This is a genomic window from Tepidisphaeraceae bacterium (genome assembly GCA_035998445.1).
Classification (GTDB): Bacteria; Planctomycetota; Phycisphaerae; order Tepidisphaerales; family Tepidisphaeraceae; genus DASYHQ01.
Genome location: DASYHQ010000032.1, coordinates 211,458 through 231,529, shown reverse-complemented (window position 1 = coordinate 231,529; position 20,072 = coordinate 211,458). Strand labels below are relative to the sequence as shown.

The 20,072-nt window shown below is 65.1% G+C and carries 18 protein-coding genes; 13 read left to right on the top strand and 5 right to left on the bottom strand.

Going from position 1 to position 20,072, the window contains the following annotated elements; translation table 11 throughout:
* Position 1: 1 nt before the first annotated feature.
* The gene (locus VGN72_13335; protein HEV7300344.1) at positions 2–1,186 is read right to left on the bottom strand and encodes a substrate-binding domain-containing protein; all 1,185 of its coding nucleotides are present in this window, start codon (positions 1,184–1,186) and stop codon (positions 2–4) included.
* Positions 1,187–1,567: 381 nt separating this feature from the next.
* Here VGN72_13335 and VGN72_13330 point away from each other — a divergent pair, with 381 nt between their 5' ends.
* The 9 genes from VGN72_13330 to VGN72_13290 all read left to right on the top strand — a co-directional run bounded on the left by VGN72_13330 (position 1,568) and on the right by VGN72_13290 (position 11,140).
* Positions 1,568–2,248 (top strand): PEP-CTERM sorting domain-containing protein, encoded by a 681-nt coding sequence (locus VGN72_13330; protein HEV7300343.1) that lies wholly within the window; start codon positions 1,568–1,570, stop codon positions 2,246–2,248.
* A gap of 125 nt (positions 2,249–2,373) precedes the next feature.
* Positions 2,374–3,156, top strand: coding sequence for a prepilin-type N-terminal cleavage/methylation domain-containing protein (locus tag VGN72_13325; protein HEV7300342.1), 783 nt, complete (start codon positions 2,374–2,376; stop codon positions 3,154–3,156).
* A gap of 142 nt (positions 3,157–3,298) precedes the next feature.
* Positions 3,299–4,342 carry a hypothetical protein gene (locus VGN72_13320; protein ID HEV7300341.1) on the top strand — a complete coding sequence of 348 codons (1,044 nt, stop codon included), beginning with the start codon at positions 3,299–3,301 and terminating at the stop codon, positions 4,340–4,342.
* An 84-nt stretch (positions 4,343–4,426) separates the two neighbouring features.
* Positions 4,427–5,194 (top strand): ChbG/HpnK family deacetylase, encoded by a 768-nt coding sequence (locus tag VGN72_13315; GenBank protein HEV7300340.1) that lies wholly within the window; start codon positions 4,427–4,429, stop codon positions 5,192–5,194.
* An 89-nt stretch (positions 5,195–5,283) separates the two neighbouring features.
* Positions 5,284–8,040 carry a hypothetical protein gene (locus VGN72_13310; protein HEV7300339.1) on the top strand — a complete coding sequence of 919 codons (2,757 nt, stop codon included), beginning with the start codon at positions 5,284–5,286 and terminating at the stop codon, positions 8,038–8,040.
* Between the two features lie 51 nt (positions 8,041–8,091).
* The gene (locus tag VGN72_13305) at positions 8,092–9,048 is read left to right on the top strand and encodes a hypothetical protein (protein ID HEV7300338.1); all 957 of its coding nucleotides are present in this window, start codon (positions 8,092–8,094) and stop codon (positions 9,046–9,048) included.
* Positions 8,934–9,332, top strand: a complete 399-nt coding sequence (locus VGN72_13300; protein HEV7300337.1) for a LamG domain-containing protein — start codon at positions 8,934–8,936, stop codon at positions 9,330–9,332. Before VGN72_13305 ends, VGN72_13300 begins: the two co-directional genes overlap by 115 nt.
* Positions 9,333–9,899: 567 nt before the next feature.
* On the top strand, positions 9,900–10,874 hold the full coding sequence (locus VGN72_13295) for an IS110 family transposase (protein HEV7300336.1): 975 nt from the start codon (positions 9,900–9,902) through the stop codon (positions 10,872–10,874).
* Between the two features lie 2 nt (positions 10,875–10,876).
* Entirely contained in the window at positions 10,877–11,140 is a 264-nt protein-coding gene (locus VGN72_13290; GenBank protein ID HEV7300335.1) for a hypothetical protein, read from the top strand.
* Between the two features lie 246 nt (positions 11,141–11,386).
* On the opposite strand, the gene VGN72_13285 is transcribed toward VGN72_13290, so the two are convergent.
* Entirely contained in the window at positions 11,387–11,890 is a 504-nt protein-coding gene (locus tag VGN72_13285; GenBank protein ID HEV7300334.1) for a hypothetical protein, read from the bottom strand.
* A gap of 184 nt (positions 11,891–12,074) precedes the next feature.
* On the bottom strand, positions 12,075–13,418 hold the full coding sequence (locus tag VGN72_13280; protein HEV7300333.1) for a tyrosine-type recombinase/integrase: 1,344 nt from the start codon (positions 13,416–13,418) through the stop codon (positions 12,075–12,077).
* Between the two features lie 329 nt (positions 13,419–13,747).
* On the opposite strand from VGN72_13280, the gene VGN72_13275 reads away from it, so the two are divergent.
* Entirely contained in the window at positions 13,748–14,047 is a 300-nt protein-coding gene (locus VGN72_13275; GenBank protein ID HEV7300332.1) for a chemotaxis protein CheB, read from the top strand.
* Positions 14,048–14,188: 141 nt separating this feature from the next.
* Here VGN72_13275 and VGN72_13270 read toward each other — a convergent pair whose 3' ends face one another.
* Positions 14,189–15,829: an ATP-binding protein gene (locus tag VGN72_13270; GenBank protein HEV7300331.1), complete on the bottom strand. Its 1,641-nt coding sequence runs from the start codon at positions 15,827–15,829 to the stop codon at positions 14,189–14,191.
* Between the two features lie 7 nt (positions 15,830–15,836).
* Positions 15,837–16,367 (bottom strand): methanogen output domain 1-containing protein, encoded by a 531-nt coding sequence (locus VGN72_13265; GenBank protein HEV7300330.1) that lies wholly within the window; start codon positions 16,365–16,367, stop codon positions 15,837–15,839.
* A 465-nt stretch (positions 16,368–16,832) separates the two neighbouring features.
* On the opposite strand from VGN72_13265, the gene VGN72_13260 reads away from it, so the two are divergent.
* From VGN72_13260 to VGN72_13250, 3 genes are all read left to right on the top strand, one after another.
* The gene (locus VGN72_13260; protein HEV7300329.1) at positions 16,833–18,128 is read left to right on the top strand and encodes an amidohydrolase family protein; all 1,296 of its coding nucleotides are present in this window, start codon (positions 16,833–16,835) and stop codon (positions 18,126–18,128) included.
* Entirely contained in the window at positions 18,125–19,555 is a 1,431-nt protein-coding gene (locus VGN72_13255) for a sodium/glutamate symporter (GenBank protein ID HEV7300328.1), read from the top strand. The genes VGN72_13260 and VGN72_13255 overlap by 4 nt, the downstream gene beginning before the upstream one ends.
* Positions 19,556–19,712: 157 nt before the next feature.
* The gene (locus VGN72_13250) at positions 19,713–20,063 is read left to right on the top strand and encodes a hypothetical protein (GenBank protein ID HEV7300327.1); all 351 of its coding nucleotides are present in this window, start codon (positions 19,713–19,715) and stop codon (positions 20,061–20,063) included.
* Positions 20,064–20,072 lie beyond the last annotated feature (9 nt).

The window sequence follows — 20,072 nt, the reverse complement described above, 5'->3', positions numbered from 1 at the left end:
GCTACGAGGCGTCCGGGGCGGGGTCGAACTGCATCCGCCGTCGCCAGCTCGTCGGACTTTGTCCCGTGGCGAGCCGAAAGGCCTGTGCGAACCGGTTCTGATTGCGGTACCCGCAGGCGAAGGCGATGTCGCTCATCGAGTCGCTCGAGCCCAGCAGCAACTGCTTGGCCCGTTCGACGCGCAGCCGGCGAATCTGCTCGGCCGGCGTGCGGCCGAGGGCGGCCTGCGTCCGCTTCTCCAGCGCTCGCCGGGAGACGTTCAACACGTCCAGGATCTGCTCGACGCTCACGCCCGCCGCCAATTGGCGTTGCGCGATGCGAACGAACTGCACGACCAGCGCGTCGTCGGTGGCAAGCATGGTCGTGCTGAGCCGCTGCACCAGCGCCCCTGGCATTACCAAGGCCAAACGTGACGGCAGCGCGTCGTTCTCGATCAGGTCGAGCAGCATCTGCGCAGCGATCATGCCACGTTGATAGTCGTTGCGCGTGATGCTGCTGAGGCTTGGCCAGATCGCCTCGCAGAGCTCGGCCTGGTTGTCGACGCCGATCACCGCGACCTCCTCAGGCACGCGGATGCTGGCCTGCTGACAGGCGCGCAGAACCTCCATCGCGCGAAGGTCGAAGCTCGCCATTACGCCAACTGGTCGGGGCAGCTGCTGCAGCCAGGCGACCAGCTCACCCTGCCCGGCCCGGAACGATGTCTCATCACGAAACCGCATCGGCGCGCCGAAGAATGCGGTGCAGGTCGCGTTCGCGTCGTGGGCCGTACGGGCAAACCCGTCGGCGCGGCGGCGGTTGAATTCGCCAATGGTCGTCCCGCAGAAGGCCAAGTGGCGCAGCCCCAGCGATAGCAAATGCTCGGCGGCCATCTGTCCGATCGAACTATCGTCGTCCCGAACCACGTACGCGTCGGACGTCACTGGCTCCGCGTGCGTATAAACCGTCGGAATATGCAGTTCGGAGATCTCTCCCTGCATCTGGGTGTCGGTCGATCCCAACACCACGCACCCGTGACCCTCGAAGTCGGCCAGCCGGTGGACCGGGGCATGACCGAACCACACGTTCGAGAAGATCTCGACATCGCTGCGTCGGCTGAACACCTTCAGGACGCCAGACAGCGCCTCCCATGGCACCCGCCCGACCGGCATGAAGACCGCAATACGCTTTGATGAGCTATTGGGTATCACAACAGTCCAGTATCACGAGGTTTAACGACCGCCTGCCGCACGCCAGCCGCCGCGGCCCAGGCAGCCGGTTTCGCATAGGCGCAATTAGTTTGCGCGGAATCGTATAGTTCCACAAGTTGTACGGGGTATTCTTCCCTCGTCATCAATTTCACATCTAGCGGAGGCGGATTCATGTCAGACGCAGGGAAAAAGCACTTGATCGGGCTGCTATGCGCGGGAATCACACTTGCTCTCGGGACCGCAGCCAACGCCACGGTCATCGCACAGGCGGAGTTCACAGACGGAAACGGGACGTCGAGCGCCGATCAATGGACCGGTGTGGCGGGTGGCGGGTGGTCTACTGCGTGGGCCGTGCCCGTCAACCAAGATAACCCCGCCCCCATGATGTCAGCCACGATTGTCAACGGCGCGCCCTTGAACGGGGGTGGAAACTACCTGTCCGTCGCCAACCAGCCTGGAGCCGCGCTGACTGGTCCTAAACAGTCGCACGTGACGCGAGGGGTCGACTTCGCATCAGTGGAAAACTCCGCCGCGGTGACCGGCGTCTCGTTTACCGTCCGTTTTGATGAGTTCGCGGGCGGCGCCGACTGGCTGGCCTTCTACGACGTGACCGGCAGCACGTACCTCAATGCGCCGCAAACCTCTTGGAAGGTCACGATGGACAATGGCTTCTGGGGTGCGTTTTACGCATCGGCCTCGAACGCCCGCACGGCATCGAACGTCGCGCTGATCCTTGGCGATACCTACACCGTAGACATAACGCTGGACTATGCCGACGGGACGTACGCCACGACCTTCACCAACCTCGATTGGGAGACCGGCGACGCGGGGACAGCCAGCGCCACCCTGAGCGACCTCACCCTCACGTCCTCGACCGGGTTCGGTGAGAAGTTCGCCATCGGCGCTCGCGTGGCGGCCAGTGCCACTGCCTTCGAGGCGCTGAACTACAGCCTTGACGCGATCGAGATCAGCACGGCGGCGGTGCCCGAGCCGGGGACCGGACTGCTGGCGCTAGCCGGCATTCTAACGATGGCGGCGCGGCGTCGGCGGCCAGCGCGCTGAGTTCGACGAACCGACCGCCGTGCCGCGGAACGACAAGTGATGGGTTGCCCGATCGCAAATAGATCGCCGCAACCCGTTTGAATCGACGACGCCACCGACGATGTGGCCCCTGCAAGGAGACGGTCATGAACGCTCGCCCAACCGTGCGCAACGGATTCACGCTGGTCGAACTGCTCGTCGTCATCGGGATCATCGCGCTGCTGATCTCCATTTTGCTGCCGGCGCTGAACAAGGCGCGCGACGCGGCCCAACGGGTGACGTGTGCCAGCAACATGCGCCAGCTCGCCATGGTGGCGAAGATGTACGAGGTGGAATACAGGGGGTGGCTGCCGGCGCAAGCGTGCAAGGCCGACGGCAGCAGCGACAACGCGCTGCGGGTTGATAATCGGTCGGCCGTCACGCAGATCATCGCCCACTACAACCGGCAGGTGGACGTCGATCCGGGCCTCGAGAAGAAGCCCAAGTTCCTGTTCTGCCCTGCGGATCGGGATCCGGCTCACTGGACCACCAACAGCGATCCCCGCCAGATCAGCTACTCCTACAACGCCAAGGCTTGGGATGCCGCCGTCCCGCGCAACCCGGACAATACGGCGAACCTGCTCCGGGCGGCGCGCGTGTCCAAAATGCAGCCGCGGAGCAAGCCCCGGATGCCATCGAGCGAGATGATCTTCTTCGGCGAGGTCTGGCGCGACGGTGGCGGGCTCCTGCACTACACTGGGATCCTCGATCCCAAGCCGCACGGACGCAACGTCCAATGGACGTTCTTCTTCCGGCACGGCAAGGACAACGTCAAGAATCTCGCCTTCATGGATGGCCACGTCGAGCAGGCGGAATACGTCAATCAGGCCGTCTTCAACAGCCCCACCTACAGCGGGCCGCTCGCCAGCGCGAAGCTGTCGAACTGGTAAGCGTGCTCCCTGCAACCATATGGGGCCGACCCGGACTCGCCGATTGCCCGTGGATCACGGCGCGTCGCGCGCGTCCGCTGGGGTGGCATGTCACGTGCGGCGACTGCGTACTTTATCGAACCATACAACACGAGACCCTCGCATGACCAATCTTCTTCAACCGGTTCACCGCGTCCTGCTACTTCTAATCGTCCTGCTGACAACGGCGGGATCGGCGGCCGCCCAGGAGGGGAAGTCGATCCTGGTGCCGGAACTGGATGGGCCGTGGATCCAGATTGCCCCCAACGCGCCGGACGTCGGTGAATACAAGACCGGCAAGGAAAACGCGTGCGACTTCACCATCTTCAAGAGCGATGACGGCAAGTGGCACTGCATCTCGTGCATCCGCGGCACGTCGCACTTTGGGCAGCGCCTGTTCTACCACTGGACCACCGATCACTTGGCATCCCCCGATTGGACTCCCGTGGGGATGTTCGAGAACATTGAGCGCGGCACGGTAGGCAAGGGGGGGGCCACCGTATCCGTTCAGGCACCGCACCACGTCAAGCACGGCGACAAGCACTACCTGTTCTACAACTCGTATTACGCATACTGCCTGATCAGCGACGACGGCACAAACTGGAGCCAGCACAAGGACGTGAAGGGCGACACCGCGTTCTTCCGGATGGGCCGCGACATCTACGTGATGCACGACGAGGACCGGAAGCGATGGATAGCTTACTACACTGGCGCATACAAGGACGCCGACGGGAAACGCCACGACGGGATGGTCGCGCGCACGGCACCGACGCCGGAGGGCCCTTGGTCGGAAGACATCATACCGGTGCGCACCAAGGGCAACCCCGAGAGCCCGTTCGTGGTAAAGCACGACGGTCGCTTCTACCTGTGGCAGCAGATGTCGGTATACGTCAGCGATGATCCGCTCGACTTCAACGACGACGAATCGCTGATCGCGCACATGACCGGAAAGTGGTTCGACGGCAAGTACGCGCCCGAGGTGATCCGCGACGGCGACGACTGGTACGTCACGGGGTATTCGCGGGGCATTCACTTGGCGAAGATGAGGTGGGTCAGCAAGCCCGAGTCGGAACTGGCAGCATGGCGGCCGAAGTGGAGCGCCTACCTCGCCGAGCAAGCCAGGTTGCGGGAGTCGCAAGCACCGGCAACGACATCCCCCACCCAGTAGCTTGAGCAGGGGTCGCCACAACGACCTCAGCGGAGCATGATGGACTGCCCCGGTCCTCTTACAGTGGCGTCACGACGGTAGGCGATGATCGAACTTCTCATTCGCGGCGACGATAGCGGTGGAAGCGTTAGCGCGAATCGAGCGGTCGTCGAATGTCATCGCCACGGCGTCCTGAACAACGCGTCCGTGATGGCCGTCGGTGGTGATGCCGCGTTGCGCGACGCCGTGCAACGGTTCGCGGGGCTGCCAGCGCTGTGCATCGGCCTGCACCTGACCTTGAACTCCGAGTGGACGGTTCCTCGCTTCAGGCCCTGCCTTCCTCCCGAGCAGGTCCGGAGTCTGCTCGACGGCGACGGCACGTTCCTGCCGTCGCCGAGCCACATTGCCGAGCGCGGCGTCGACCTGGACGAGATGATGAAAGAGACGCGCGCCCAACTGAGTTGCCTTCGCGCTGCGGGCTTGTCGCCAACCTACCTGGACGAACACATGGGGGTCGGTTGGTTGCCGGGCCTTGCCGACCGACTGGCGAGGATGTGCGAGGTGGAAGGCTTGGTCTGGGCCCGCGACCACGCAGCGGCCCTGCCTCACGCCGAGCCGTCCGCAAAGCCTCACGCGAACCCCGGTCGTGCGGAGGGGTGGCTCCGGCGCCTCGAGGCGGCGCTGCCGGGCCGGTACGTGCTGGTGACGCATCCGCTTGTCGATGACTCGGAGGCCCGCGCGATCCACCGGCCGGCGGACCCACCGGGTGCCATCGCCGCCGATCGCGATATGGACCGGCAGGCACTGCTCAATCCCAACTTCAACGCGTTCTGCCGATCTGGACGAGTCCGTCTACAGCGATACGACGACTGAGACGACAGGTCGTCGCGCGACGCGCCAACGGGTGGCGCATTGGCGACCGCTCCGGGAAATTCCTATTTACCTCAACCAGGGTGAACACCATGGATAAGCTGTCTCACAAGATCGTATCTCGTCGCGGGTTTCGCGCTGCCCTGCTGCTGGCGCTGTTCGCTGCGCCGGGGATGATGTTCGGCCAGGCAGCGACGCGCCTCACGGTCACCGATCGCGTGCTTCGCAAGGCGGTGGACGTCGAGCCGCTCGGGCTCAACGGCTTCGGCGACGTTGGGGGGACCAAGCACAGCGCGGGCAACATTATCTTCAATTCCGGCTTCGAACCGGTCACGATGCGCAACCTCTACCGCGTCATCGATAGTGGGCAGGACAAGGGGCGATATTGGGTCACGCTCGACGGGCCGGGCACAAGCAACTACCTGCTGTATGCCACCGGCACCTACAGTGGCGCCGCCTTTCGCGCTTACCGGTTCGTCGACGCCGAAGGCAAACCGCTCCCCTACGAGGACGCAGCGTGGGCCCAAGGTGGGAAGGTGCTCGACACGTCTAAGGGCACCCGTTGCCTCCCGTTGTTTCGCACGACGGTCACGGCCAAAGGTGCGACGCGCGAACTGCCCGGCGGTGGCTGGACCGCCGACGGCGTACCCGACGATTTCGCCGCTTGGACGGCCCTGTCCAAGCCCGAGCAGGAAAAGATCGCCCAAGGCTGGCGCGTCTACTATGAAGGCGGCGAATTGCTGCGAATGGACGACGTCGTGATGGTCCAACGCACCTTCGCGTGGCCTGACCCCGCCGAGTTCCACCCGCGTGTCGGTAAGGGTGGCGTGCGATCCAACTGGGATGTCGTCGCCGGCGCCGTGCGCCAGGTGCCGCTTGCATCCGATGTCCCGATCGATATGAACGGCGATCATGGCGCGCTCGAACTTACGCCGGAAGGTGGCGTCGCCCAGGTCTGGAACAAGCTGTTCGGCGGCACCGGACGCGAGGACTCGTTCTGGTATAGCACGCTGGATGCTGGAGTAACCCATCGCTACGAAGCGTGGGTGAAGCGAGACGGTGGATCGACGGGCAAGGTCACGCTCGGCTTTGGTGGGAACGGACCCAACGCGCTCGACAGGGGATACTTTGGCCAACCCATCGCGCGCGAGTTCGACGTCACCGAACAGTGGCAGCGAGTCGGCTTCGAGTTCACCGCGCCCGACGTGCCCGCCGACGGTGGCATCGAAGGGGCCGTGATCCGGTATGCCGGTGACGGCAAACTGCTGCTCGACAACGTGAAACTGCAACCGGTATACGAGCCCGGCGACGCCGACAAACCGTTTGTCGTCCACCGCAAGCTGTTCGACGAACTGATGAGCACGCAGCCCACCACCGGCCGAAAGGGCGCGGTGCGCATCTGGGCGGGCCTTTCCCAGGGAACCATGGAAGCGCTGTGCAGTTGGACGCCCGACACGACGGTGAAGGTGAGCAGCACCATCAACGTTCAGAACAATCAGGCGACCACGCTGCCGAAAGCGCTCACCATCCTCGAGCGCACCGGTGACGCGCCGGAGAACCGTGCGGTGCCGTGGATCATGACGCAGATCACGCACACCGAGGATGAGTACCGTCAGTTGATCGAGTACCTATGCGCGCCCTACGACGCCGCTCAGGACACGCCGCAGGCGAAACCGTTCGCGTTCAAGCGATTCCAACAGCGCGGACACGGGCGGCCCTGGACGAGCGACTTCCGCGAGATCATCATCGAGTTCGGCAACGAGAACTGGCACAACCGCGCGATGGACGACTGGATCGGCCTTGGTCGCCGCAACACCGTAAACCGGGCCGGGCGCGATTTTGGCTTGTGGGGCAAGTACATGATCGAACAGATGCAGCAGAGCCCCCACCTCGATCGCGCCGTGATCAAGTTCTGCTTCGGTGGCAACTACAGCGCCGGCGTGACGGCGGACGGGTCCGTCACCGGCTACGGCCAGGAGGCCACCGTCGCCGCCGGTGGAGCCAACGATTACCACAGCCACGCCACCTACATCGGCCCCCGCTGGGAAACCGGTGAGGCCAGCCAGACCAGCATCGACGACGCCGGCGTGCAGAAGACGCTTCTGTCCTATCGCCTGGATAAGGAGGAGGAGTGGGCCCGACAGGCCAAGGCCCACCAGCGCCTCCGCAAGATGGGGTTCAACGTCCGCATGAGCGCCTACGAAGGCGGGCCGTCCGGTTTCGGGCTGCGGGCCAAGTCGAAGGAGGAGGACCGCGCCGGCGAGTACTACGGCAAGTCCCGCGCCATGGGCGTCGCGATCCTCGACGCCTGGCTCGACGCTTGGGGCAAAGGCTGGACCTACCAGTGCTACCTCAGCTTCGGGCAGGGTCGCTGGTGGAACAGCCACACCTCGTTCGCCAACGGCTTCCGACCCAGCCCGGGCTTCCTGGCCCAGACATTGATCAACCGCACGATGGCCAACGCCGACCTGGTCGAGGTGACCGTGAGCGGAAGCCCATCGATGGAGATGGACCTGCCCCGGTCGCAAGCCGACCTTCGCCGGAACACGCCGCCGAAGAAGCGGTCGACGCAACTCATCCGCGCCCACGCCGCCGTTGGCGGTGATCAGACGGCGGTCGCGGTGGTGAACCTCGACCTGCGGTCGGCCCACGAGGTGCAACTCGTCGCCCCCTTCGCTGCGACATCGATCACGCGCTACGGCTTAACCGGTGACCCGCGCGACACCAACCTCGACGAAGAGAAGGTAAAGCACCACGAGGCCCTGGTCGATTTGGCCTCGCTCGCCAACGGCACGCTCACGTTGACGCTAGAACCGGGCGATGTCGCCATAATCGTTTTCCACAAGTGACGGCCGGCGATACAAGTTTGGAATAGGCGCCTGCTGGTGGAGGCGGGGAACGTGACGGCCGTCTTCGCCGGGCACATCCACCGCATGCGATACGACGCGAAGGACGGCATCGAGTACGTTACGCTCGCGTCGACCGGCAGTGGCCAGAACGGCGCGGTCCCCGAGGCAGGGTGGCTTCATCACTATCACGTCGTGACTGTGCGCAAAGCCCAAGTGGCGATGGCCGCGTTCCCGGTCGGCACCGCGATGGACGTGCGCGAGATCACCGGCGAGCTTACGGAGCAGACGCTGCGCCTAAGCCGGGCCGAGCCCAAGCTCGACGCGCCGATCGCGATGGGGCCGGACGGATCGGCCCAGCAACTCGTGAAGGTGCGCATCGTCAATCCCACGACCCGATCGGTCGAATATACGATCGTCCCGGAGAGCGACGATAGCCGCTGGGGCGCGGCGCCGGATCACGAGCATGTGACCTTGGCTGCCGGTGGCGAGGCGACGGTCCCGTTTCGCGTCCGCCGTGTGGCGTCCCCGTTGGATGACAGCACGTTGAGGGCGTTGGAGTTCGTCGTTGATGCCGATTATCTCGCGCCGAGCCACCGCTACGCGGTGCCAACCCGGCGCGTGCCGTTGCCGATGGAATTCGACGCGGCCGTTGCTCAACCGAACGCGTTGGACTTGAGCGGCAACGCTGCCCTTCCAGTGCCGCCGACGATGATGAGGCTGCCCGGCAAGCAGTTCACCTTGGAGACCCACTTCCTGGCCCGCTCGTACAAGGATCGACAGGGCCTGCTGAGCAAGATGCAGAACAGCGGGTACGGCATCTTCGTGAACAATGGCCGTCCCACCGCGAGCGCATTCATTGGCGACAGGTGTTTGACCGTTCGGGCCCCGCGACGCTGCGCCTGGACACCAACTGCTGGTACCACGTCGCATCGGTCTTCGACGGTCACGAGCTGCGACTGTACGTCGATGGGCGCCTCGTCGCGCGTGGGAACCGTGAGGGTGAACTGAAGGACAACGAGCTTCCGCTGATCGTCGGCGGCGACGTTGGCCGCGGTGGGTCGGCGGTTGACGCACTCGACGGACAACTGGATAGCGTGCGCATCAGTTCGATCGCACGGTACGCGAGCGAGTCGTTCGAACCCGAAGCCCGCCCCGCCGCGGATGATCAAACGATGCTGCTGCTGAACTTCGACCGAAGGGTGGGGCCGTATGTGTTAGACGAATCGCCACACCGGCATTTCTTGTCGACGGAAAAGGAACTGACGTTAACTCCGACCGGTCGCACGCAGTAAGCGCCCGGCAGGCCTCAATCGCGACGCGACGTACGCCGCCGTCGCTGCTCGACCGGACAAACGTTTTCTGGCTGCTGTTAACAGAATCGGACAAATCATGGATGGTTTACGGAATGTCGTGATCTGTAACAAGGGCACCGTTAGCCGCAAGTCGTTCCTGCGATACGTGGGCGGCGGCACCACCGGTGCGTTTGCAGCAAGCGTAGTTGCCCGGTTGGGTTAAGTGGTCAACCACGCGGCCACCCCGATCACGCCCGCCGCACAGGCCGGGCTGTCGTGGATGGACGCGACGGGTGCGCCACATTGGGCGCCCGTCCTGCTCTGTCTTGTATCTTAAATACGCACCGTAAATCTGGTTCAATGGTTTCCGGTGCGTCGCCAGCGGACGAGCCAACCGAGTCGCTGGCGGCACGCCCGCCGACGGCAGATCGAGCCTGTCTGGGCCGCGAGGCCGTGGTCGAGCCGGATCGTCGTCGGCGTCGTGGTCCAAGCCCGAACAGCCGCCAGAACGCGGGACGCCTCGCGGCGGCGGTCCGCAGTTCGCATCTGCAAGGCAGGGATGTTTCCATGACCGATCCTTCATCACCGGTATTTGTCGGCGTCGACGTCTCTAAGGACACGCTCGACGTCCACCTACGCGTCGGGCCGTCACGCCAGGCGGACCCGACGCTCTCTTTGCCCAACTCCGAGGAGGGAATCGACGCCCTGTTGCGCCAACTCAAGCCCCACGCGGTCCGCCTCGTGGTCGTCGAGTCCACCGGCGGCTACGAACGCCGGGTCGCCGTCGGGTTGCTGACGGCGGGCGTCGCGGTGGCGGTCGTCAACCCGACGCGCGTCCGACGCTTCGCCCAGGCGATGGGCACGCTCGCCAAGACCGACCGCATCGACGCACGCGTCCTCGCGGAGTTCGCCATGCGCCTGGAGCCGCGGCCCAGCGAGGTCCCGTCCGCGCAGCAGGTTCTGCTCGACGAACTATTAACGCGTCGACGCCAGCTCGTCGCCATGCGCACGATGGAGGTCAACCGTGCCCAACGGGCCGTCGGCGCTTTGGCCGTGCGGCAGGTCAGGCAGCACCTCAAGCACCTGGACAAACAGGTCGCGCAGATCGACGCGGCGCTCGAGTCGCTGATCGACAACGACCCGCAATGGAAGGAGCGCGTCGCGTTGATCGACGGCGTGCCGGGCATCGGCAAGACCATCGCCTTCCGCCTGGTCGCGGACCTGCCCGAACTGGGCAAGCTCAACCGGGAGCAGGTCGCGTCCCTGGCCGGCGTCGCGCCGATGAACCACGATTCCGGCAAGCAGCATGGGAAACGCATGATCCGCGGCGGCCGGCGGGACGCCCGCAGCGCGTTGTTCATGGCCGCGTGGGTGGCCAAGCGTCACAACCCGACGATCAAGGCCTACGCCGACCGGCTGACCGCCGCCGGCAAGGCATTCAAGGTGGTCATGGTCGCGTGCATGCGAAAGATCCTGATCATCCTCAATGTGATGCTCAAAACCAAAACCGCGTGGAACGAAAATCTTGTTCTCGGAGCTTGACGATGAAGACAGCCGCTCGACCCTCCGCCAGCAGCATGATGTTGTGCGTCAGCACGCGGAGCAGCAGCTCGTGTCGCCTGCCGACCGCGCTGCGGGCACGCATGGCCGAGCCGAGGTTGCGTTTGATCATGCTGTTGGCCGTCTCGGCCTGCCAGCGTTGGCCGTACGCGCGGGCGTCGGCCTTGCGTTTGAAGCGGTGGTACATGTTCCGCCGCATCGGTTCCGTCGGCAAGTTCGCCGTCGGGCGGCCGGCCTTGGCGGGATGATCGAACGCACGCCCATGTCCCGCCGCGCGATCCGGTGGTTGTCCTCCGAGTCGTAACCCGCGTCGGCCACCACGCACCGCACGCGGCCTTCGGTCCGCCGCCACGCGTGAAACAGCAGTCCGTTCAGGTACGGCTGGTCGCCGCCGGCCCCGGTGCTGGCGATCGCGGCGAGCACGACGTGCGACGCGGCGTCGACGGCCAGCGACAGCTTCGGCAGCCGACGCACGACCGTCCGCCGCCGTCGGTTCACCGGCCGGCCCCACGAACCGCCCCTTTTTTACGAGGGTTCGGCGACGTCTTCGACTTCGTCGACCGACGCTTGCCGTCCTGCTGACGCCGCTCGAAGTGCCGGCTGACGTGCCGGCTCTCGAACATGCTCGAGTCGAGCGTCAACGGCTTGAGCCCGTCGCCCCGCAACAGCTTGCGGCTGGCGGCGAGCTTCGCCGTCAGGTCGAGCATCGACTCGGCCAGGCCCGGCGTGACGAACGCGTTGAACGCGCGCGACAGCGTGTTGTGGTCCGGGGCCTTCGTCAAACCAATGTCCGCCAGCCACTGCGGTGAGTCGACCAGCAACGCCTCTATGCCGCGGAAGCTCTTTCGCTGATGTTCGCGCAGGACGAGGCACGCGAACAACTGCGGCTTGGTGAACCCGTCGTGCCGGCTGAACGGGCTGAAGTACGAGGGCAGCACGTCGAGCCCCAGCTCATAAGCCAACTTCAAGACCTTCCGCGGCGATTTGCTGGTGACCATCCCTTAGGATGTAACCGCCGCGAAGCGGCCGCGCCACCGAACGAGCGCCGAACATCGAGGGGGTTGAGACAGAGCATGTGCGTCCGCATTTCACGGCCCTAACGTGCCGCCTCAGCTTCCCTTTTGCCGCTTCCTGTTTGGCAGCGGGCGTTGTCGACTTCGTGTCGCCGACGGCGGGACGGATCTACCCACTCCTTTTGTTGCGACCAGCCGTAAACTCGTCATGGATCGCGCGGCAGGCATTGGCGACGAACTGAGGGTTGCGACGAACGCAGTGATCGCTGGCGCCGGGCAGCCGGAGACCGGCAAGCACGCGGGCTTGGTCCAAGCTGATGCGGCAGGCGACCGTAAAGCCGGCATCACGGATTCTGCCGAAGGTCACGTCCTCGGGCTGACCCGAATTTCCTCGATACTTGCGCCAAGCCTCAAGGACGCTGAATGTCGTGTAACTTCGCACTCGCGTGTTGAAGACATATTCGCCGGGCCGGTCCAGATTGTTCAAGGCTTCGACCGTCTCGGGCCAAAGGACGGCCACCCTGCTCACGCCGGTCTTCGTTCGACGGGCGACGATCTCGCCTCGGTCCAGGTCGATCTCCTGCCACTTCAACTTCGCGACCTCGCTGCTGTAAAACGCGCCGTTTAGAGCGGTCAACATGAGGGCGGCGAAGACCCGATCGCCGGCCCCCGCGGCGGCGTCGTAGATGGACCAAAACTGGTGGGGCGTAATCTGCCGCGGGTCGAGTGGCGTGTGGTCCCGCACTTCCAACATCGCGGTGATGTCGAGGGCCTTACGGCAATCCGCGACGGCCGTGCCGCGTTTGATCGCGTAGGCCAGGATCGTGCGGACTTTCCGGATCCGGTGCAGGATGCTCTTTGGTGCGTACGTGCCGCTCTGGATGACGCGTTCGTAGACGACGACCGCGTCGTGCGTGATGTCACTGATCCGCTCGGCTCCGGCGGCGCGGGTAAACTCTTTCGACATTAGCTTGGATCTGCTCGCCTCGTTGGCGCTCAGACCAACTTTAGCCGCGTAGAGGTCCCCGACCTTCTTCAATGTCTCAGAGGTGCGAGGCCTCTTCAGGTCTCGGATGTACCCAACCTGCTCGACGCCAACCTGCTCAGCGACCCACTGCGGCCGCTCGATGATCTGGTGCCTGAGCCAAGCCCACTGTTCGGGCGACAGCGTGTGGTCGGTCACCGCCCAGCCGCCGGTGCCTTCCCCCGCTAGCTTGACGGTCGCCGAGAGCGATCCGCCTGCGGCGTTGGTGCGGCGGGCGATGTCGATCATCGCCGCTTCGGCCGTCGCGTGGACCGCAAGCTGGCCGAGGTTCCCGCCCTGATGCTTTGCCTGCCATTGTCGGAAGCGGGCGACCGCGAGCATCTCGTCGGGTTCCACGAACGTCTGGCGGGTCGCCGAGATCTTCCAGCGGCCATCGGCCCGGCGTAGGAGGCCGTGGATTCGTTCGCCCGTGGTGGTCAAACGGTATGATGCCTGTGGCCGGCCGCGTTTCTTGATGGTCTTGAGCATGGTGCTTGGAGACTACCGGTTGAACCGGACCTGACCAATGGTTTCGGGCGCAATTTCGGGCGCCAATTCAGATACGGCTGATATTCTAAATAGTTTGGTAGTGGTTCGGCTCCCCTTGGGGGTACTGAAATGGCCCGTTTTTCGTGCCTTTTTCATGCGCTGAAAGCTCTATTTGTCGCAATTATTGTTGTGTTTTTTCGCTCGAATTCCGGGCCAAGCCGGGCTGCCAAGCTAGTTGCGCCCTTTCACGTTCCTTCGATGGCCCAGTCGCCGGTCGTACCATGCCGCGATGAGTTGCGCTCGGTGTATCGTAATTGGAGCGTCGGCTCGTGGCTTCGGTGTTGAAGGACTTGGTCCGTGTGTCGCCTAAGGATTTGCCCGCCACCGTCTTCGTCGTCCTGCACATTCCGCCGGTTGTCGCCAGCGCGTTACCGCAGATCCTGAGCTGGTGCGGGACGTTGCCAGCTGTCCACCCCCAAGATGGGACGCCCATCAAGGGGGGCACAATCTACGTCGCCCCGCCCGACCATCACCTGCTAATCGAGAAGAAGCACCTGACCGTGAAGAAGGGGCTGAAGGAGAACCGGTTTCGGCCGTCGATCGACGCGCGGTTTCGGTCGGCGGCGTAATCGTACGGCGAACACGCGATCGGCGTGATGTTCGCCGGTGTGCTGTCGACGTTCCTTCAGCACGTGATTGCGGTCGACCTTGGGCGCTCGGCCGGCGTATCGCTGGCGCAGGTGGGCGTGCGGCTGACGACGGCGAGGGGATCAGCTGACCGAGAGTCCCGCTAAGCTGGCTACAGCTGCCACCAGTTCGGTCGACTCGGTGGGCTTGGAGAGGTGTACGTTGTAGCCAGCCCGCATCGCCCGGGTGCGGTCTTCGGTCCGCGCAAACGCGGTCAGGGCAATAGCGGGCGTGCGACCGCCCTGAGTCGCGGGCAGCGACCGCACCTGGCGCATCAGCTCGTACCCGTCCGCGCCGGGCATGCCGATGTCGCTGACCAAAACGCGCGGCCGCCGCTCCCGCAGCAGGGCCATCGCCTCGTCGGCCGAGCCGGCGGTGACCACGGCAGCCCCGCAGGCCCCAAGGAACCGCCGCACCAGTTCCCGCGCGTCGGGCTCGTCGTCCACCACCAGCACGGTCACGCCCGCCAGGTCGGCCTCCTCGCATTCGACTTTGTCTGCCTCCGCGGTCGCCGGGTGGACCCGTGGCTCAGAGGGGCTGTCGCCGTTCTCGTGCAGGACCAGCAGCGGCAGCATGACCATGAAGGTCGAGCCCTTACCCTCGCCAGGGCTCTTGGCCCAGACCGTACCACCGTGCAGTTCGGCGATCTGCTTGACGATCGACAGCCCCAAGCCCAGCCCACCGTGGCGGCGGGTCGTGGACGCGTCGGCCTGACGAAAGCGGTCGAACACGTGCGGCAGGAACTCGGGCGGGACGCCTTCACCGGTGTCGCTGACGACGATCTCCAGGTGCGAGTTCACGCGCTCCAGGAACAGCTGCACGCGCCCGCCCCTAGGCGTGAACTTCACCGCGTTGCTGAGCAGGTTCCAGACGACCTGCTGCAGCCGGCTCGGATCGCCCTTGACCGGCCCGGCGATCGGGTCGAGCGTGACCTGGAGGCGGATGCCCTTGGCTTCGGACGCCGGCCGGATCGCCTCCACCGCCGCCTCGATGACCGGTTGCAGCTCCACCCGCTGCACGTCGAGCCGCACCTTGCCGGAGATGATCCGGCTCATGTCCAGCAGATCCTCGATCAGCTGCTTCTGGACCCGCGCGTTCCGCTCGATCACCTGAAGCCCGTTGCCGAGTTCGTCGGCCGGCGTGCGATCGTGCTGCAGCAGCTGCGCCCAGCCGAGGATCGCGTTCAGCGGCGTGCGCAGCTCGTGGCTCAGCGTTGCAAGGAACTCGTCCTTCATCCGGCTGTTCCGCTCGGCCTCCACGCGGGCCGCGCGTTCGCTCTGCAGCAGCTCGTCGCGTTGCTGTTCGGCCTTCCGGCGCTCCAGGACCTCGCGCGACAGGTCGGCGATCTTGCGGTTCAGCAGCACGAACTGGTCGGTGGCCTCGGCCTTCGGCCGGCAGCGGACGAACAACATGGCCGGCAAGGCGTCGGTGCGGGGCGCGATCACCACGCCGTCGCACCGCATCTCGAGCGGCTGGACGCGGCCGAGCCAGGTGAATGAGCCGGGGACGAACTGGCGGCTGCGGGCGCACAGGCGCAGGAAGTCCTGCACCTTCTGCTCCGGATCCGCCATCAGCGTCGCGAGCCGCGTGCCCTTCAGTGCCACCGCCTCGACGCCGGTCATCCCGGCTGCCGCCGCGTTGGCCAGCAGCACTTCGCCCGCGCCCGACACCAGGAAGCAGGGCTCGGGCAGCACCCGCACGAAATGTTCCAGTTCCGGGTGCATTCGCGGCTCAGCCCTTCACGTATTCGCGGCCGTCCGCCGCTTCGCTCTCCGGCGTCTGCTTCAGGTACACGACCACGCGGCACTCGCTCGCGCCACTGGCGATCGTCTGCTGCAGCTCGACCTTGGAATAGCCGAGGTTCCCGGCCGCGATGCTGCCGAAGACGTTCGACGTCATCATGCATAGCGAGGGCCGGCCCTCGACCTTGTCGGCGAAGGGGCAGGTGCGGTTGCCGAAGACGATCTTCTCGTCGCTCTCCTCGACGATGAAGAAGTCGCCCTGGATGCGCCGCTTCAGGTCCACCAGCACGTCGGCGACCTGTTCGCGGCTGAGGTTCGATACCTGCAGGGCCGTCTTGTACTGCCCGTCGATGTACTCCCCGACCCGCTGGCCGACCACGCTCACGAAGCCGGATGCCTCCTGCACGCCCACCACGTCCTGCAACGTCCCGGCCAGCTCGCGGATCAGCGTCCGAAGAAATACGTCCCGTTCCAGCGGTAGGTCCAGCACCGCGAGGTCTTTCCTCTCTGTCGTCGGCATCGTCGTCTCCTGTCCTGTGCCCCGAGTTGCCCGGCCCGCCGCAGGAATTCCAACACCTTGAACTTGTTCAGCCGGGGGGCGTGGTGACGTCGGGCAGCACCAAGCCCTGTCGTCCATCTCCACGTTTTCGGTGCGGCTGGCAAGGCCCGGTGTCTCTCGGCTTCTCCCCGCGGCCCGTTGGCATCATGGCATTCTACTAGCTCTGGGATCGAATGACATGGCTTGGGCGCATAGCGCGAACCGGCATCTAACAAATTATGCAAATGCCGCTGCCCTGGGTCGACCATCTCTGTATGCCACACACCAGCGATTAATTCCAGCGGATGTTTTAAGGTGATCGGCAAAGTTAGCCAGTTCGCGGTTATGGCCAGCGTTGTGGCGAGTCGAACGGCACTCGCTAAGATCGTGGCGCCCGGCGCACGCCGCTCTTCAGCGGCAGGGACGACGGCGCGGAGCTGCAATCGGATGAACTGTTCAAACTTCGCTCATTGCTGGCCACGCACCGCCTTCGTTCAACTGCTGCCCAGCATCGTGCTTTTGATTGCCACTGTCGGCTGTGCTGCCAGGACTGATCCTACTGCTGGCCCGAACGTCCTACAGCCTGCGGTCACGACTCCGGAGGCACGTACCGCGACACAGCCTACCGCCGCCGCCGCGCTGCGTGCCGGCATCGCGGTTTATGTGGGGGATGAACTGCTAAGCGACTACCGGCCGGACGCTGGACTCGTGACGAAGACAACCCGCGTCGACCGGCCAAAGTTTCCGGTGACGGACATCCACTGTCATTGGACGCTCAAGCAGGACCCGGCGCGCATGCTCCGCGCGATGGACGACCTCGGCCTGCGGCGGGCGGTGAACCTGAGCGGTGGCTGGGGTGATGGGCTCGACCAAATGCTGGCCAAGTTCCACGCCGTCGCGCCGGACCGCCTGCTGATCTTCTGCAATGTCGACTTCGACCAGATTGACGATCCGCGCTTCTCAGCCGACACGGTGCGCTTTCTGGAGGATGCACACCGCAAGGGCGTCGCGGGGCTGAAGATCTTTAAAGGGCTGGGGCTGACCACGAAGGACAACGCTGGCAAGACCATTCCGGTGGACGATCCGCGGCTCGATCCGATCTGGGACACCTGCGGTCGGCTGGGCATGCCCGTGTTGATCCACTCGAGCGACCCGGCGGCGTTCTTTCGGCCGGTCGACCGGCGCAACGAACGGTGGATGCAGCTGCGCCGCCACCCGGGCTGGAGCTTCGACGGCCCGGAGTTCCCCAGCTACGAAGAGGTGCTGGCGCAGCACCTCCGTGTGATCCAGCGGCACCCGCGAACGGTCTTCATCAGCGCCCATCTGGCCAACAGCGGCGAGGATTTGGCGAAGCTGTCGACGTGGTTGCGGCAATGCCCGAACCTGTACGTCGACATATCCGGCCGCGTGCCCGAGCTTGGCCGTCAACCGTACGCCGGACGTAAGTTCCTCATCGAGTTTCAGGACCGCGTGCTGTTCGGGACCGATCGCTTTCCTGGCCGCCCGGATCAGCCGCGCGAGCGGATCTACTATCGGTACCTCGAGACCGACGACGAGTACTTCGACTACTACGACAACCCGTTCCCCACGGAAGGCGAGTGGCGCATCTACGGCGCCTACCTGCCCGACGACGTGCTGCGGAAGGTTTACGACGGCAACGCCGACCGCGCGCTGCGCGGCCTGATGCCACTGGCCCCGAACGGTGGCGCCGCCGCGCCGGCCACCACGCGAGCAACCCGATGAACCACCCCGCGATGCACGCGATCCTGCTGGCGGCCGGCCTGCTCGCGATCGGGCTGCTGCTCCGCATGCGGCTGCGACTGCTCAAGTGGCTGTACATCCCCGCGGCGGTCGTGGCCGGGATACTGGGGTTCGCGCTGGCCCAAGTCTTCGTAAACACTGCATTCGCGGCTCAGGCACCCGGCGTGGCGGCATGGGGACAATCGGTGCTGGCTGAATGGCAGTCGTGGCCCGCGACGTTGATCGCGGTCGTCTTCGCCGGCCTGTTGATCGAACGGCCGCGCAACGCTGGTTCGCTGGCGTCGGCGGCACGGCGAGGGCTGCGGTCGGGCGTGTTGGCGTGGGTGATCATCCTGGGGCAACTGCTCATCGGGCTGGGCGTTTACGCGCTGGCGGTACGTCCCGTCAATCCAGACATCCCACCCACGTTCGGCCAGCTGCTCGAGATCAGCTGGGCCGGTGGGCACGGGTCGGCCGCCGGGATGGGCGCGATCTACTCGGCCGAGGGCTTTCCCCAGGGCCGAGATCTCGCGTTCTTCGCTGCAACGGTGGGACTGATCTACGGCGTCATCAGCGGGCTGGCATTCGTCAACCTCGCTATCCGCCGTGGATGGGTGGGGCAACAAAAGGATCAAAAGACCCATGATTCAGGCAGTGAATTAGCGGTTCCACAAATGGATCCGGATGCCGCGCCGACGGCCACGCCGATTCCCCCCGCCGTCGCGGAACCGCTCGTGGTGGCGGTGATCGCGCTGGCGGCTGCGGTGGCGGTCGGGCTGGGGCTGAAGCTGGCGTTCCTGGCGATCGTGGGGCTCGTGGTAAACGCCGACGATCCGATCATACGCAATCAGCCGATCGACTATGCCGACAACGTACCGCTGTTCCTGTTCACGCTACTGGGCGGGTGGATCGTCCGCCGGTTCGCCGAGTTGACGGGCACGGCACGGTATGTGGACGCGGTGGCAATCCAGCGGTTGGTTGGCGTGGCGATGGAATTCCTGATCATCGCGGGACTGGCGACGATGCGGATGGAGTCGATCAGCCAGTTCGGTTGGCCGCTCGTGTTAATGCTCGTGCTGGCCGCGGCCTGGTCGGCGTTCTGCCTGCTCGTGCTGGCCCGGGCGCTGTTGCCGCGTGCGTACTGGTTCGAGTTGGGGCTGCTGAACTACGGCTTCAGCACCGCCAACACACCGCAGGGGCTGATGCTGTTGCGAATCGTCGATCCAGACCTGCGCACCCGCGCCGCCGCCGACTACGCCATCGCCGCCCCGCTGTCGGCACCGTTCATCGGCGGCGGCATCGTGACGTTCCTCGTCATGCCATTGTTGCTCAACCGGATTGGCTTGGCGCCCGTGATGATCGTGGTCAGCTGCATCCTGCTGGCCCTTCTGGCCCTCGGCCGTGCACTAGCGCGGTCGCGGGACGAGTAAATTGAATTTGTTCACCCATCGGTTGCTAACGCGGGTCGCGCAGATCGCCGATGGGTACTCCATACCACCGCATGAGCGCCCCGGGGGCCTCGGAACCAGACGTTGAGTGGTGGTCAATCTGAGCAACTGACGCCGCGCGACGACGAGGAGGACGGCCATGGACTCGAAAGCGAACCTTGACACGATTTGGAAGCTGGCCGCCCTTGAGCAGGGACGCTCCGTCGGCACCGCCGCTGACCACTTCAGATCCCTCGCTAGCCGTCTGGCCTACCTCCATCGGAAGCGTGAAGCGGCCCCCAGCGACAAGGCGCGGGCGTACTACGGGCACGAAATCGACGCGCTGTTCTGGTTATTGGCGCAGCACGAGATCGCGTCCGGCCTGAACGTCCAGGCCCGCTTCCAGGTATTCAAGGCCGGGCATGCCATCGACTTCGCGCGGTACGACGTGATCCTCATGCAGGTGCGTGCCGCGATCGCACGCACGGCTCCGCGCATGATCGCTGCGTGACCGCGGTAA

Bases quoted from the DNA above. Each gene is read 5' to 3' on its own strand.
- VGN72_13310 (HEV7300339.1), top strand. From the start codon at position 5,284: ATGGATAAGCTGTCTCACAAGATCGTATCTCGTCGCGGGTTTCGCGCT.
- VGN72_13270 (HEV7300331.1), bottom strand. From the start codon at position 15,829: ATGCACCCGGAACTGGAACATTTCGTGCGGGTGCTGCCCGAGCCCTGC.
- VGN72_13290 (HEV7300335.1), top strand. From the start codon at position 10,877: ATGAAGACAGCCGCTCGACCCTCCGCCAGCAGCATGATGTTGTGCGTC.
- VGN72_13285 (HEV7300334.1), bottom strand. From the start codon at position 11,890: ATGGTCACCAGCAAATCGCCGCGGAAGGTCTTGAAGTTGGCTTATGAG.
- VGN72_13265 (HEV7300330.1), bottom strand. From the start codon at position 16,367: ATGCCGACGACAGAGAGGAAAGACCTCGCGGTGCTGGACCTACCGCTG.
- VGN72_13260 (HEV7300329.1), top strand. From the start codon at position 16,833: ATGAACTGTTCAAACTTCGCTCATTGCTGGCCACGCACCGCCTTCGTT.
- VGN72_13255 (HEV7300328.1), top strand. From the start codon at position 18,125: ATGAACCACCCCGCGATGCACGCGATCCTGCTGGCGGCCGGCCTGCTC.
- VGN72_13325 (HEV7300342.1), top strand. From the start codon at position 2,374: ATGAACGCTCGCCCAACCGTGCGCAACGGATTCACGCTGGTCGAACTG.
- VGN72_13330 (HEV7300343.1), top strand. From the start codon at position 1,568: ATGATGTCAGCCACGATTGTCAACGGCGCGCCCTTGAACGGGGGTGGA.
- VGN72_13280 (HEV7300333.1), bottom strand. From the start codon at position 13,418: ATGCTCAAGACCATCAAGAAACGCGGCCGGCCACAGGCATCATACCGT.
- VGN72_13320 (HEV7300341.1), top strand. From the start codon at position 3,299: ATGACCAATCTTCTTCAACCGGTTCACCGCGTCCTGCTACTTCTAATC.
- VGN72_13315 (HEV7300340.1), top strand. From the start codon at position 4,427: ATGATCGAACTTCTCATTCGCGGCGACGATAGCGGTGGAAGCGTTAGC.
- VGN72_13295 (HEV7300336.1), top strand. From the start codon at position 9,900: ATGACCGATCCTTCATCACCGGTATTTGTCGGCGTCGACGTCTCTAAG.
- VGN72_13250 (HEV7300327.1), top strand. From the start codon at position 19,713: ATGGACTCGAAAGCGAACCTTGACACGATTTGGAAGCTGGCCGCCCTT.